This window comes from Cognatitamlana onchidii (assembly GCF_004804355.1).
GTDB classification, from domain to species: domain Bacteria; phylum Bacteroidota; class Bacteroidia; order Flavobacteriales; family Flavobacteriaceae; genus Cognatitamlana; species Cognatitamlana onchidii.
Map to the genome: position 1 here is coordinate 264,684 of NZ_SRWZ01000004.1, position 14,597 is coordinate 279,280.

The window sequence follows — 14,597 nt, forward strand, 5'->3', positions numbered from 1 at the left end:
TATGAAAAATATATACGCTATTGGAGTTGGATTGATTGGGGGCAGTCTTTGTTTAGATATAAAGAAGCATAACCCAGAGGTCTTAATTCATGGAATAAGCAGAAAGGATGCTACCTTAAATAAGGCCCTTGAATTGGGTTTAATTGATAAAAAAGCAACCTTAGATGATGTGTATAAAGCCGATTTAGTGGTTGTTTCTATACCAGTAGATGCTACTGTAAAATTATTACCAGTCATTCTGGATAAGATTTCTGATACTGGTTTGGTTGTTGATGCAGGTTCAACTAAAGTAGATATATGTGAGGCTGTAGAGAATCATCCTAAACGAAGAAATTTTTTAGCCATGCATCCTATTGCAGGTACAGAACATTCTGGTCCCGCAGCGGCTGTTGAGGGCTTGTTTGTTGGAAAGACCAATATTGTTTGCGAAGTAGAAAAAACCACGTTTAAACTACAAGAAAAGGCGCTAAAACTGTTTTCAGATATTGGTATGCGCATGCGCTATATGAACCCAAGAGATCATGATAAGCATATTGCCTATGTGTCGCATTTATCGCATATAAGTTCTTTTATGCTAGGGAAAACCGTTATAGAAAAGGAAAAAAATGAACGGGATATTTTTGATATGGCAGGAAGTGGGTTTGCTTCAACAGTACGTTTAGCAAAAAGTTCTCCTGAAATGTGGACCCCTATTTTTAAACAAAACAAAACGAATGTCATTGAAACTTTAGATGAATATATAAGCAACTTAACTCAGTTTAAACAATTAATGGAAGCAGATGATTTTGAGTCTATTAATACTGAGATGAAAAACACAAATCACATTAAAGATATATTAAAAGGAATTAGTTAAGAGTAAAATTATGGAAAACAAAAAAGAAATGAGAACCTGGCTAGATGATTTAAATCTAGATCATCCCTTAGTAATAGCAGGTCCATGTAGTGCAGAAACAGAAGAGCAAGTTTTAAAAATAGCGCACGAGCTTAAAGATACTGACGTAAGTTATTTTAGAGCAGGTATTTGGAAACCACGAACAAGACCAGGGAATTTTGAAGGTGTTGGGTCATTGGGGTTAAAATGGTTGCAAAAAGTAAAGGAAGAAACCGGTATGAAAATCTGTACCGAAGTAGCAAACGCTGCGCATGTAAAGTTAGCTTTAGAGCATGATGTAGATTTATTGTGGATTGGAGCTCGTTCTACAGTGAGTCCGTTTATTATGCAAGAGATTGCAGATGCATTGCAAGGAACAGATAAACCAGTTTTAGTTAAAAACCCAGTTAATCCAGATCTTTCTTTATGGCTAGGTGGTATTGAAAGAATTTACAAGGCAGGTGTTAAAAATATTGGAGCTATTCATAGAGGATTTTCTACTTATGAAAAAACGAAGTTTAGAAACAATCCTAATTGGCAAATGGCTATCGAATTTCAAAATAAATTCCCAGACATTCCTTTAATTAATGATCCATCGCATATTACTGGGAAAAGAGATATGATTTTTGATGTTTCTCAGGTAGCATTAGATCTTAATTTTGATGGTTTAATGATTGAAACACATCACGATCCAGATAGTGCTTGGAGTGATGCCTCTCAGCAAGTAACACCATCTACTTTGGTACAAATCATGAAAGATTTAAAGATTAAAAAGGAGTCTGATCCGGAAGCAGATTACAACAACACCTTAAATAACTTAAGAGCTCAAATTGATGTAGTCGATAACCAGATTATTGACTTATTAGGTAAGCGTATGAAGGCTTCAGATGGTATAGGAAAGCTTAAAAAATCTAAAAATGTTGCGGTTTTACAATCTAAACGTTGGAATGAGATTTTAGGAAGAATGGTACTAGAAGGAGAGCAGCATGGATTGAGTGAAGAATTTATTCTAAAAATGTTCAAAGCCGTACATCAAGAATCAATTAATCATCAAGAAAAAATTATTAACGGATAATGAAAAAAGCCTCCTTAATTGGAGGCTTTTTTATTTCAGAAACTGTCCCGTCCTGAAATAAGTCGCTTTTGTGTCAACCTATTTTAGGACGACTCAAACTACTTACTTCTGTCTTTTAAAGATGTAACGGGTTATAAAAATACCATTACCATCTCCTTTACCTGCATCGCTTTCAACTGCACTGGTTACAAAAGCGAGTTCCCAACCATCGGCGATCATGGTGTTAATTTTTGAGGTAATTACCGCATCATTAGCGGCAATATTTTGAAATCTAATACCACCAATATTAAAGAAGTTTAAAAGTTTGGTTTCATCAAAATCTTTAACTCTAATTTCCCCGCGGTCAGATTTGTTTCTTTTGTTATCTTCTTCAGTCTGGGTACTGGTGTAATCTTTATAATTTTTCTCCTCGTTGCCAGATATAATTCTAGATCTTCCAAACCCGTTAGGAACAATAGACTCTACACTGGTAACAACTTTAAATTCTACTTGGGCATTAGATTCGAAAAATGCAAACAAAGAAATGGTTAATACAATTAATAGTTTTTTCATGTTTTTTTAATTTTTAAATATTTGACTTCTAATATAAATATATTTTATCTTGAATTTTAAGTGCGTTACTTTTTCTTAGATTAAAGAACTGAATATTTACGGTTTCTTAATAATAAGTTGAGCTAAATAGCTATTTTTGATGTATCATTATGACAGGAAAAGTTTATAAATCTACAGGAAGCTGGTATACCGTAAAAACCGAACTAGGTCACACATATGAATGTCGTATAAAAGGGAAGTTTAGAATAAAAGGTATTAAAAGTACTAATCCAATTGCTGTAGGAGACCATGTGGATTTTGATTTAGAAACTAATAATAATGAAGAGACAGGTGTTATTTATAATATTCACGAGCGGTCAAATTATATTGTAAGGAAATCCGTAAACTTATCGAAACAAACGCACATTATTGCAGCTAATTTGGATCAGGTTTTTTTAATGATTACTATTAATAATCCGCCTACCTTAACCAGTTTTATAGACCGATTTTTAGTAACCGCAGAAGCTTATTCTATTAAAACGATTTTATTGTTTAATAAAGTGGATACTTATGATGAAGACACTCTAAATGAAGTAAAGTATTTAGCCCATGTTTATAGAAAAATTGGCTACAAGTGCATTGGTGTTTCGGCAAGCACAGGGAAGAATGTTGATAAGGTAAAGGCCTTAATGCATAATAAAGTAAGTATGTTTTCCGGGCATTCTGGTGTGGGTAAATCTACTTTGGTAAATGCTATTGAATCGTCTTTAAGTTTAAAAACAAAGGAGATTTCATCCTTACATATGCAGGGGCAACATACTACCACTTTTGCCGAAATGTTTGATTTGAGTTTTGGCGCTCAAATTATTGACACACCTGGTATTAAAGGGTTTGGAGTAGTAGACATGGATAAAGAAGAGGTCGGCGACTATTTTCCCGAGATGTTTGCACTTAAGCAAGACTGCAAGTTTAATAATTGTTTGCATCTAAAAGAACCAAAGTGCGCTATAAAAAGAGCTTTGGAAGACGATGAGATTGCTTATTCAAGATATCGAAGCTATTTGCAAATATTGGAAGGCGATGAAGCACATTATAGAACCGATATTTGGGATAAAGAATGAAAGTAGTTGTTCAAAGAGTTGCCCATGCTAGTGTTTCCATTGAAGGCAAAAAAGTTGCTTCTATAGAACAGGGCGTTTTATTGTTATTGGGTATAGTTGATGATGATACGCTTGAAGACATAAAATGGCTGACAAATAAGATTGTTAATCTTAGAATTTTTAATGATGGAGATGGTGTGATGAATAATTCTTTAAAGGATGTTCAAGGAGATGCTATTGTAGTAAGTCAATTTACATTACACGCTTTGACTAAAAAAGGAAACCGACCAAGTTATATAAAAGCAGCAAAACCTAATGTTGCCATACCACTTTATAAAAGTTTTATAACCCAATTAGAATCTAATTTAGGTAAGCCGGTAAAAACTGGCGAGTTCGGAGCGGATATGAAAGTAGAGTTATTAAATGATGGTCCTGTAACCATTATTATAGATTCGAAAAATAAGGAATGAGCGTTTTGAGTTTCTTCTATCTCAAAGAAAACAATTGCTCTATAGCGCTTTTTGACCAGTCCAAATTGTTGAAAAATTTCCTTTCATCGAATCAATACACGGATATTCATATTTCTTATTAAATTTTTTGTAGGATTTTTAATAAATGCATTATATTAGTTCTTGGCTAATGGAATGTGACTTTTCTCATAACTTTAATTGTGACGAACAGTTAGATTTGCATTTAAGCAAGATTAATAGCCAACATATGAATATAAGATTTTTAGTTAACGGTCTAGTTTTCCTATGGACCTTACTTTCCTTTGCCCAAGAAAAACTATATGTTTCCTATGCCATACCAGATAGTTTAGTAGCCAATGCCAATGCTGTTATTCGGTTAAACGATATAAGCATCAACTTAAGATCATCACATGAAATGCAAGTTGTTCAAAAACGCATTATAACGGTTTTAAACAAAAATGGTAATGAAGCGGCAGATACCTACGTGTACTACGATAATAATATTAAAATAAGAGAACTAGAAGCAGTTGTTTATGATGCTTTTGGTGCTCAGATTAAAAAGATTAAGAAGAATGATTTTAAGGATATTAGTGCGGTTAGCGGTGGGACATTGTATTCAGACTCTAGAGTAAAATATTTAGATTACACACCTATTGCATATCCTTATACCATAGAGTTTACCACAGAGATAATTAATAAAAACACTGCTTTTATTTGGCCTTTTAGGCCTATTGATGATTATTATGTAAGTACCCAGAAAAGTACTTATTCAATAGAGCGTCCTCCATATTTGCAAATAAGAACTAAAGAGAAGAATTTTGAATCTTTTAACTTAGAAAAAGTAGAGGACTCTACAAAAACAACCTTCAAAGTTGAAAACTTAAAGGCAATAGAACCAGAAATGTATGGCCCGTCATTTTTTGATGTGTCTCCAACGGTTTTGGTGGCGGCAACACAATTTTCCTTAGAAGGAGTGGAGTCTGTGGTTGAGAATTGGAATGATTTTGGAACATGGATGTATCAAGATTTAATTAAAAACACTCATGACCTACCACAAAGTACGATTTTAAAAGTTCAAGAATTAGTAAAGGATGAGACAACGGACTTGGGGAAGGCTAAGAAGGTGTATCAATATGTTCAAGATAAAACAAGGTATATAAGCGTTCAAGTAGGTATAGGAGGGTGGAAACCATTTAATACCTCAGAAGTGGATAGATTAGGTTACGGAGACTGTAAGGGCTTATCAAATTATACCATGGCTCTTTTGAAAGCTGTTGGGGTAAAGTCAAATTATGTCGTGCTTTATGCTGGTGAGTCTCAGAGAAGTTTTGAAAAAGACTTTGCCGCAATGATGGGTAACCATGTCATTCTTAATGTGCCCTTGGAAAATCAGGACATATGGTTGGAGTGCACAAATCAGAAGGTTCCTTTTGGCTTTATAGGTGATTTTACTGATGATAGAGATGTACTAGTTGTAAGTCCAGAAGGAGGTAAAATTATACATACCAAGAAGTATGAGGCAGAAGAGAGTATACAATATATTCAAGGGAGTTATAATGTGTCAAGCGAAGGAAGGATAGATGCAAAAGTAAAAGTTAAATCGAATGGAATTCAGTATAATTCTAAATACCCATTAGAGTCTGAAACAGAAAGAGATTTAGATACATACTATAAAAACCGGTGGGGTTATATTAATAGAATGTCAATAAAAGACATGCATCTTGAGAATAACAAAGATGACATTCAGTTTGTTGAAGAAGTTAGCTTTCAAGCCCCCAATTATTCTAAAATTATTGGAAATAGAATGTTGCTTAATGTTAATGCATTCAACAGAAATGAACATATTCCCGATAGGTGCAGAGACAGAAAGCATGTATTAAAAGTAAAAAGAGGGTTTAAAGATTTAGATGAAGTAGAAATTAAGATTCCAACAAATTATTTGGTAGAGACATTGCCAAAGAACAACAACATAGAAAACAAATTTGGCGTATATAAAACAGAGCTTACTCTAAAAGATGAGCATACATTAATTTACAGAAGAGAGTTTACAATTAGAGATGGCGAATTCCCAAAAGAGGATTACAAAGCGTTCAGAGATTTTTACAAAACTGTATCTCGAAAAGATAATGCTAAGATAGCACTAATAAAAACCTAACCAAACCAACCAAAAATGAGGAAATTACTATTTTTAATGGGCTTTGGCTTTGCCCTGTCATTGCAAGCCCAAGATTATGATTTTGGGGATGTGTCCAAAGCAGAATTGAAGGAATCCTATTGTGATATAGATAGCACCGCTAGTGCATGTTATTTGTATAAGTATAGAAAGACATACTTGAATTATGAACAAAGTACTGGATTTGAGTTGATAACAGAGGTGCATGAACGCATAAAAATATATAACAAAGAAGGTCTGGGTTATGCAACTAAGTCTGTTAAACTGTTTAAGAATGGTAATGAAGATGAACAATTAAACGGAATAAAGGGCTACACTTATAGTTTAGTTGGCGATGAAATTAGTAAGGATAAACTTAAAAAAGATGGTGTTTTTAAAACAGAATTATCAAAATATAGGGATGAAGTAAAGTTTACCATGCCTAATGCCAATGTCGGAAGCATAATTGAGTTTAAATACAAGGTGAACTCACCTTTTTTTACAAATGTTGAAGCGTTTGTATTTCAGCATGATATTCCTACTAAAAAGCTAAACTCCAAGTTTGAAAGTCCAGAGTATTTTAGTTTTAAATTAAATACTAAAGGTTATATGAGCGTGGTTCCACATGTGGAGCGAAAACCCGGAAAAATCACCTTACATAATAAAACAAGAACTGGAGGAGATAGTGCGCGTGATGGAAGCGTTCGCACTACATATACTTCAGAGAATATAGACTTCTTAACAACGGTATCAACTTATGATTTAGAAAATATTCCAGCCTTAAAAAAGGAGCCGTATGTAAACAATATTGACAACTATAGGTCATCAGTAAAATATGAGCTTTCATATACGCAGTTTCCAAATTCGGGTACAAAGAATTACACAACCACATGGGAGGACGTGGTGAAAAGAATTTATGAAAGTTCAAGTTTTGGAGGTGAATTATCAAAAACAGGTTATTTTAAGAATGATATTGATGTTTTAACTAGGGATATTTCTGATCCTATAGAAAGAGCAAGTAGAATTTACAACTTTGTAAAGACAAAAATTAAATGGAATGGATACTACGGATATCTTGTAAACGATGGTGTTAGAAAAGCGTATAAGAATCAAGTAGGTAATGTTGCAGAGATAAATTTAATGTTAACAGCAATGCTTAACCACGCCGGCGTGAAAGCGTATCCGGTATTGGTTAGTACAAGACAAAACGGGATTCCTTTATTTCCAACTAGGGAAGGGTATAATTATGTGGTAACCTATGTAAAAGATGCCAATCAGGAGTTTTTGCTCGATGCTACAAGTAACTACAGTTTACCAAATATCTTACCTTTTAGAACTTTAAACTGGCAGGGTAGAGTAATTACTGAGCACGGGAACTCTAAATTGATAAACTTATACCCAAATAGTTTGTCCAAGAACGATTACACCATTATGGTTAACATGGACAATGAAGGCACAATTACTGGAGGCTGTAGAAGTGTTAAAACTGGTCATAGTGCTTTGGACTTCAGAATAAAATATAATAATCAAAATAAAGATCAATATTTGGAAGATCTTGAAAGCAAATATGGAGATCTTGAAGTATCTGATTTTAGTGTAAAAAATGAGAATGATTTAACTAAGCCCGTAATGCAATCCTATAAGTTTATTAAGGAAGCTCAAGCCGATGTTGTTGGTGATAAGTTATATTTTTCACCTATGTTTTATTTTAAGATCGATGAAAATCCTTTCAAGTTAGAGAATAGAGATTATCCAATTGATTTCGGTTATCCAACAAAAAATGTTTACAAGATCATTATTAATATCCCAGAAGGTTATAAAATTGATGAATTGCCTGAGGGTACGGCAGTGGTTTTGCCAGATAATTTGGGTGCTTTTAAGTACAATCTCAAAGGAAATGGTAGAAATATTCAATTAGTTGTATCTACACAAATTAATAGCGCAATTGTGAATCCAACTCATTATGAGATTTTAAAAATGTATATCTCTCAATTAGTTGAAAAGGAGGCTGAGCAGATTGTGATTTCTAAGGTGTAATAGCGATTATCTTTTACTAATAAACATATCAAATGAACACATAAAACGGGCAAAAGGAAGTAGGTGAAGTGCCAATAATTATTGCCAAGTGCTATGGAGAATAAAATAAGGAAGAAAGTGATTAAAATAACTATTTAGTAAATAATTGCCAACTTTTTTATAAGTTGTTTCGTATTTGGCAAATCAAAAAGGAGGTAGATTTACAAGAAGCATTTGATAAAAAAAGTTTACCAGTTAAGACGACGAATTTTTAAAAGCAGATTATGCTGCTTTTCAACAATAATAAAACAGTATTAAATCAAGACTATGTTAAAATAGGCAGAATTTAAAAGTAAATAAACATTTATGAAAGTTAATATCCTTTTATTTTACATTCTTATTTCAGCAAACACTTTTTCCCAAAATCACAAATTTGGTAAAGTGTCAAAAGAAGAGTTGGAAGAAACCGTTTGTCCAATTGATTCCACAGCAAGCGCTTCTTATCTGTATAAGTACAGAAACACTTATTATGAATACAGAAAAGATGCTGGGTTTGATTTAATAACAGAGGTGCATGAGCGCATAAAAATTTATAACCAAGAAGGGTTTGATTATGCCACTAAACAAATAAGACTTTATAAAATGAGTACTGGCAGTAAGGAAGACCTATCGTCTTTAAAAGCGTATACATATAACTTGGACAAAGGCAAGGTAGTTGAAGTGAAATTAGACAAAAGTGGCATTTTTGAAACAGAATCCAATAAGTATAATGATGAGATTAAATTTACGATGCCAAAGATAAAAGAAGGTTCTATCATTGAATATAAGTATAAAATAACCTCGCCCTTTTGGTCTCAAGTTGACGAGTTTGTTTTTCAGCATAGTATACCCATTAAGAAAATGGAAGCAAGGTTTGAAGCTCCAGAATATTATTCTTTTAAAGTAAATACCAAAGGGTTTTTAACTATAACCCCTGAAATTGAGTATGAAAGAGGTTTTATTTCATTTATCAATAAAACGAGAAATACAGGAAATGGACGCAGTAATGCATCAGCCACAACTATTAGTAAATCTGAAATAGAATATAGTAAACAAATTAGTAAATACATTTCGGAAAACATTCCCGCGCTAAAAGACGAACCTTATGTTAATAGTATAAATAACTATAGGGCATCAGTGAAATATGAACTCTCATATACAAAGTTTCCAAACTCAGTTGCAGAAATGTACTCTACGACTTGGGGAGATGTTGTTGAAAGAATTTACGAAAGTTCTAGTTTTGGAGATGAGCTTAAAAGAGCAGGTTATTTTAAGAAGGATATTGATGCTTTAGTAGGTTCAGTTTCAGATCCTGAAGCCAAGGTAGAATTGATATACGATTTTGTAAAATCACAAGTTAAATGGAATGGTTACTATGGTTTTTATGCAGACGATGTTAGAAAAGCTTACAAAGAGGGTGTTGGTAGTAGTGGCGATATTAATTTAATGCTAACAGCTATGTTAAGATATGCTGGTTTAAATGCAAACCCAGTTTTAGTCAGTACAAGAACTCATGGGGTACCCTTGTTTCCAACAAGGGAAGGTTATAACTATGTGGTGACTTGGGTTAAAATAAATGATGGTTCAGTAGCATTGCTGGATGCCACTGAGCAATATGCAGAACCTAATATATTACCTTTTAGAGCTTTGAATTGGCAAGGAAGGATTGTTGCTGATAATGGAGGTTCTCAGCAGGTGGATTTATATCCTAAGACTAAATCTAAAAATTCGATAACCATGATGGTAAAAATTGATGATGAGGGAACTTTAGAGGGTAACTACAGAAGTATGAAAACTAATCACCATGCTTTGTCGTTTCGAGCGAAATACAACGATATTGATCAAGAAGAGTTTTTAGAAAATTTAGAAAATGAAGGACTTGAAATTTCTGATTATAATGTAAAAAATGGTACAGACTTATCAAAACCCGTAGCAGAATCATACAAATTTGTTAAGGAAAGTCAAGCCGATATTATTGGCGATAAAATGTATTTTTCGCCTTTGTTCCACTTAAAGATAAATGAAAACCCATTTAAATTAGAAAAAAGAGAATTTCCTGTAGATTTTGGATATCCATCAATAACATCATATCGGGTAATTATAAACATTCCAGAGGGTTATAAAATTGAAAATTTACCGGAGCCCGCAGTCATTGGATTACCAGACAATTTAGGGTCTTTTAAATTTAAAGTTGTGGGTAGCGGAAATACAATTCAAGCATCAGTGGTATCTCAAATTAACCAATCTGTTATATCTCCAGTACATTATGAGGCTTTAAAAGAATATTTTAATACATTCGTCCAGAAAGAAGCTGAACAAGTCGTATTAACACGAATATAAAATGAACATACAAAACGCTCAAATAGTTGTAGATAATTGGATTAAAGAACACGGTGTACGTTACTTTAATGAGCTCACTAATATGGCTCAACTTACAGAGGAAGTTGGTGAAGTGGCAAGAATTATAGCTAGGCGCTACGGAGAACAAAGTGAGAAAGAAAGTGATAAAGATAAAGATTTAGGTGAAGAACTGGCAGATGTATTGTTTGTAGTCTTGTGTCTTGCCAATCAAACCGGGGTAGATTTACAAAAGGCCTTCGATAAAAGAATGGATAAGAAAGCAAAACGAGACCATGATAGACACCATAATAATGAAAAATTAAAGTAAATTTGCCCTTCTTTTAAATACTAGGTTAAAAAGTATGCATTTTACACTTAATAAATCAAAAGTACATCAAGCTTCTAATATAGAAATTACTGGGTCGAAGAGCGAATCGAACCGTTTATTACTTCTTCAAGCGTTATATCCAGAATTCAAACTAGAAAATGTTTCTAATTCTGATGACAGTAATTTAATGATAAAAGCGTTGGGGTCTCAAGAGACTACCGTTGATATTCATCACGCAGGAACAGCTATGCGGTTTTTAACAGCCTATTTTTCAATTCAAGAAGGAAGAGAAACCGTGTTAACTGGTTCAAAACGCATGAAGGAACGCCCTATTAAAATTTTAGTAGAAGCCCTTAGAGAGTTAGGAGCGGAAATTAGTTATGAAGAGAATGAAGGTTATCCTCCAATAAGAATAATTGGTAAAACGATCCATAAAAATAAAGTGTCGTTAAGTGCAAATGTTAGTAGCCAATATATATCTGCATTACTTTTAATTGCGTCTAAACTTGAAAATGGTCTAGAGTTAACATTAGAAGGTGAAATCACCTCGATTCCATATATAAAAATGACATTAAGTTTATTGGATGAAATTGGTGTAGAGTCATTGTTTGTCGATAATGTAATTACCGTAAAACCTAATACTAAACATTTAAAGGCTAAAACACTAACTGTAGAATCCGATTGGTCCTCGGCGTCGTATTATTTTAGCATAATAGCATTGAGTGATGTTGGGACCCAAGTTACTTTGTCGTCTTATAAAAAGAATTCACTACAAGGCGATTCTGTTTTAGTTGATATATATAAGCATTTCGGAGTATCAACATTTTTTGAAGGGAATAAGATGACCTTGAAAAAAGAACAAACTCAATTGAAACCTTTGTCTCTCGATTTAAAGAATGCACCAGACATTGCTCAAACCATTGCGGTAACTTGTTTGGCATTAGGGGTTTCTTGTGATTTAACAGGACTTCATACCTTAAAGATTAAAGAAACCGATAGATTGGTAGCATTAAAAAATGAAATTGAAAAGTTAGGAGGTGAGGTAAGAATAACCGACCGTTCTTTGCATTTGTCCAATGCAGAATCTATCAATGAATTTGTCTCAATTTCTACATATCACGATCATAGAATGGCTATGGCCTTTGCGCCATTAGCACTAAAGGTTCCGGTTGTTATTGAAGATGCTATGGTAGTTTCAAAATCGTATCCTACTTTTTATAATGATTTGGAGTCTATTGGCTTTCAAATAACTAAATAATAATTTCGTATTTACTTGACAACCCCTATTCCCAGATTGTATATTTGCAACTTTCTGAGAAAAAGAAAAGTATTACAAAAGTTTTTAAACCACTATTTTGCTTCGAAGCAAATGGTGTTTATTACAAAATTGGCAATTAAAAAAATAAAAGCGAACACATGAAATTATCAAACTTTGGCTTCAATTTACCTGAAGATTTATTAGCAGAGTATCCTGCCGAGAACAGAGATGAATCTCGTTTAATGGTTTTAAACAGAAAAGAACAAACTATTGAACACAAAATGTTTAAGGATTTAATTGATTATTTCAATGAAGACGATGTTTTAATTCTTAATAACACCAAAGTTTTTCCTGCAAGATTATATGGGAACAAGGAGAAAACAGGAGCAAGAATTGAGGTGTTTTTATTAAGAGAATTAAACGAGGAGCAACGTTTATGGGATGTTTTAGTCGATCCTGCTAGAAAAATAAGAATAGGGAATAAATTGTATTTTGGCGATGACGATACGCTAGTAGCCGAGGTAATCGATAATACAACATCAAGAGGGCGTACGCTTCGTTTTTTGTATGATGGGTCCTATAGAGAGTTTCGATTAAAGCTTAATGAGCTTGGTGAAACGCCGCTTCCTAAATACATAAAAAGAGATGTCGAGCCTGAAGATGAAGAGCGATACCAGACCATTTTTGCTAAAAATGAAGGTGCTGTAGCTGCTCCTACAGCTGGTCTACATTTCTCTAAACATTTGCTAAAACGTTTAGAGATAAAGGGCGTGAATTTTGCCGAGGTTACTTTACATGTTGGCTTAGGAACTTTTAATCCTGTTGAAGTAGAAGATTTATCTAAACACAAAATGGATAGTGAGGAGTTGCGTATTGGTCCAGATGCCGTAAAAACGGTGAATAAAGCTCTTAACGAAAAACGACGTGTGTGTGCCGTTGGTACTACGGCAGTAAGGGCCATTGAAAGCGCGGTATCATCAAACGGGATGTTAAACGAGTTTGAAGGGTGGACAAATAAATTTATTTTCCCTCCTTACGATTTTAGTATTCCTAACTGTATGATAACCAATTTCCATACTCCAAAGTCAACTTTGTTAATGATGGTTTCTGCTTTCGCAGGTCATGATTTTATTAAACGTGCTTACGACGAGGCAATTAAAGAAGGTTATAAATTTTACAGTTATGGAGATGCTATGTTAATTCTTTAACAAGCTAAACTTATAACATTTAAATAGAGCTCCTCAATACGAGGAGCTTTTTGTTTTATCTGTCCGAACGAATAAGCTTGCTATGATATAAATTTTAACCCAATTAGAATTGATATGCAATGCTTTCATTATTTTTGCAACAATTATGACAGATAAGAAAAAGGATATAAGAGCCTTAACAAAAGACCAGCTGAGAGCATTTTTTGTCGATCAAGGCGATAAGGCATTTCGTGGAAATCAAGTCTATGAGTGGCTATGGAAAAAGGCGGTATATTCTTTTGAAGATATGACCAACATTGCCAAAGAAACGCGTCAATTATTAGAAGACAATTTTGTAATAAATCACATAAGGGTTGATACCATGCAGCGCAGCAGCGATGGTACCATAAAAAATGCAGTGAGGCTGCATGATGGTTTAGTTGTAGAGTCGGTGCTAATCCCTACTGCAACTAGAACAACAGCTTGTGTGTCAAGCCAAGTAGGTTGTAGTTTAGATTGTAAGTTTTGTGCGACTGCTCGTTTAAAACGCATGCGTAACTTAAATCCAGATGAAATTTACGATCAGGTGGTTGCTATTCATAATGAAAGTAGATTGTATCATAACAGGCCCTTAAGTAATATTGTATTTATGGGAATGGGGGAGCCCTTAATGAATTACAATAATGTAATTAAGGCCATAGATAAAATAACATCTAAAGAAGGTTTGGCCATGTCTCCTAAGCGCATTACATTATCGACTTCAGGCATCCCAAAAATGATAAAAAAAATGGCCGACGATGGTGTTAAGTTTAACTTGGCAGTGTCGTTGCACTCGGCTATTGATGAGGTAAGAACTTCTATCATGCCTTTTAATGAAAATTTTCCGCTGCATGATTTAAAAGAAGCCCTAGAGTATTGGTATTCAAAGACAAAAAGTAGAATTAGTTATGAGTATGTGGTATGGAAGGGAATTAACGATACTAGAAAAGATATTGATGCACTGGTGCAATTTTGTAAATATGTACCTAGTAAAGTTAATATTATTGAATATAACCCTATTGATGACGGGCAGTTTCAGCAAGCATCTAGCACGGCGTTAAATCTTTATATAGAAGAGCTAGAAAAACATAGAATTGTTGTTAATGTGCGCAGAAGTAGAGGAAAAGATATTGATGCAGCTTGCGGGCAATTGGCTAATAAAACTTAAAAATATGTTTTTCTAAATCCTAT

At 33.7% G+C, this 14,597-nt stretch carries 12 protein-coding genes; 11 read left to right on the forward strand and 1 reads right to left on the reverse strand.

The window, feature by feature from the left end; genetic code table 11:
* Position 1 precedes the first annotated feature (1 nt).
* Complete coding sequence (locus tag E5D58_RS09800) at positions 2-853, forward strand: prephenate dehydrogenase (protein WP_136481680.1); 852 nt, start codon at positions 2-4, stop codon at positions 851-853.
* Between the two features lie 10 nt (positions 854-863).
* Positions 864-1,946, forward strand: coding sequence for a bifunctional 3-deoxy-7-phosphoheptulonate synthase/chorismate mutase type II (locus E5D58_RS09805; RefSeq protein ID WP_136481681.1), 1,083 nt, complete (start codon positions 864-866; stop codon positions 1,944-1,946).
* A gap of 102 nt (positions 1,947-2,048) precedes the next feature.
* Here E5D58_RS09805 and E5D58_RS09810 read toward each other — a convergent pair whose 3' ends face one another.
* Entirely contained in the window at positions 2,049-2,498 is a 450-nt protein-coding gene (locus tag E5D58_RS09810) for a hypothetical protein (RefSeq protein ID WP_136481682.1), read from the reverse strand.
* Between the two features lie 149 nt (positions 2,499-2,647).
* On the opposite strand from E5D58_RS09810, the gene rsgA reads away from it, so the two are divergent.
* The 9 genes from rsgA to rlmN all read left to right on the forward strand — a co-directional run bounded on the left by rsgA (position 2,648) and on the right by rlmN (position 14,574).
* On the forward strand, positions 2,648-3,598 hold the full coding sequence (gene rsgA, locus E5D58_RS09815; RefSeq protein WP_136481683.1) for a ribosome small subunit-dependent GTPase A: 951 nt from the start codon (positions 2,648-2,650) through the stop codon (positions 3,596-3,598).
* Positions 3,595-4,047, forward strand: coding sequence for a D-aminoacyl-tRNA deacylase (gene dtd / locus E5D58_RS09820; RefSeq protein WP_136481684.1), 453 nt, complete (start codon positions 3,595-3,597; stop codon positions 4,045-4,047). The genes rsgA and dtd overlap by 4 nt, the downstream gene beginning before the upstream one ends.
* A 247-nt stretch (positions 4,048-4,294) precedes the next feature.
* The gene (locus E5D58_RS09825; protein ID WP_168796670.1) at positions 4,295-6,202 is read left to right on the forward strand and encodes a DUF3857 domain-containing transglutaminase family protein; all 1,908 of its coding nucleotides are present in this window, start codon (positions 4,295-4,297) and stop codon (positions 6,200-6,202) included.
* 15 nt (positions 6,203-6,217) lie between these two features.
* A complete protein-coding gene (locus tag E5D58_RS09830; protein ID WP_136481686.1) occupies positions 6,218-8,236 on the forward strand; it encodes a transglutaminase-like domain-containing protein in 2,019 nt (672 codons plus the stop codon).
* Positions 8,237-8,581: 345 nt separating this feature from the next.
* Positions 8,582-10,594 (forward strand): DUF3857 domain-containing protein, encoded by a 2,013-nt coding sequence (locus tag E5D58_RS09835; RefSeq protein ID WP_136481687.1) that lies wholly within the window; start codon positions 8,582-8,584, stop codon positions 10,592-10,594.
* 1 nt (position 10,595) lies between these two features.
* Positions 10,596-10,922 (forward strand): nucleotide pyrophosphohydrolase, encoded by a 327-nt coding sequence (locus E5D58_RS09840; RefSeq protein ID WP_136481688.1) that lies wholly within the window; start codon positions 10,596-10,598, stop codon positions 10,920-10,922.
* Between the two features lie 34 nt (positions 10,923-10,956).
* Entirely contained in the window at positions 10,957-12,180 is a 1,224-nt protein-coding gene (locus tag E5D58_RS09845) for a 3-phosphoshikimate 1-carboxyvinyltransferase (RefSeq protein WP_136481689.1), read from the forward strand.
* 158 nt (positions 12,181-12,338) lie between these two features.
* A complete protein-coding gene (gene queA / locus E5D58_RS09850; protein WP_136481690.1) occupies positions 12,339-13,388 on the forward strand; it encodes a tRNA preQ1(34) S-adenosylmethionine ribosyltransferase-isomerase QueA in 1,050 nt (349 codons plus the stop codon).
* Between the two features lie 145 nt (positions 13,389-13,533).
* Entirely contained in the window at positions 13,534-14,574 is a 1,041-nt protein-coding gene (gene rlmN, locus E5D58_RS09855) for a 23S rRNA (adenine(2503)-C(2))-methyltransferase RlmN (RefSeq protein ID WP_136481691.1), read from the forward strand.
* The last annotated feature ends 23 nt before the right edge of the window (positions 14,575-14,597 follow it).

Coding starts and splice junctions, on each gene's coding strand:
- E5D58_RS09800 (WP_136481680.1), top strand. CDS start 2: ATGAAAAATATATACGCTATTGGAGTTGGATTGATTGGGGGCAGTCTT.
- E5D58_RS09805 (WP_136481681.1), top strand. CDS start 864: ATGGAAAACAAAAAAGAAATGAGAACCTGGCTAGATGATTTAAATCTA.
- E5D58_RS09810 (WP_136481682.1), bottom strand. CDS start 2,498: ATGAAAAAACTATTAATTGTATTAACCATTTCTTTGTTTGCATTTTTC.
- rsgA (WP_136481683.1), top strand. CDS start 2,648: ATGACAGGAAAAGTTTATAAATCTACAGGAAGCTGGTATACCGTAAAA.
- dtd (WP_136481684.1), top strand. CDS start 3,595: ATGAAAGTAGTTGTTCAAAGAGTTGCCCATGCTAGTGTTTCCATTGAA.
- E5D58_RS09825 (WP_168796670.1), top strand. CDS start 4,295: ATGAATATAAGATTTTTAGTTAACGGTCTAGTTTTCCTATGGACCTTA.
- E5D58_RS09830 (WP_136481686.1), top strand. CDS start 6,218: ATGAGGAAATTACTATTTTTAATGGGCTTTGGCTTTGCCCTGTCATTG.
- E5D58_RS09835 (WP_136481687.1), top strand. CDS start 8,582: ATGAAAGTTAATATCCTTTTATTTTACATTCTTATTTCAGCAAACACT.
- E5D58_RS09840 (WP_136481688.1), top strand. CDS start 10,596: ATGAACATACAAAACGCTCAAATAGTTGTAGATAATTGGATTAAAGAA.
- E5D58_RS09845 (WP_136481689.1), top strand. CDS start 10,957: ATGCATTTTACACTTAATAAATCAAAAGTACATCAAGCTTCTAATATA.
- queA (WP_136481690.1), top strand. CDS start 12,339: ATGAAATTATCAAACTTTGGCTTCAATTTACCTGAAGATTTATTAGCA.
- rlmN (WP_136481691.1), top strand. CDS start 13,534: ATGACAGATAAGAAAAAGGATATAAGAGCCTTAACAAAAGACCAGCTG.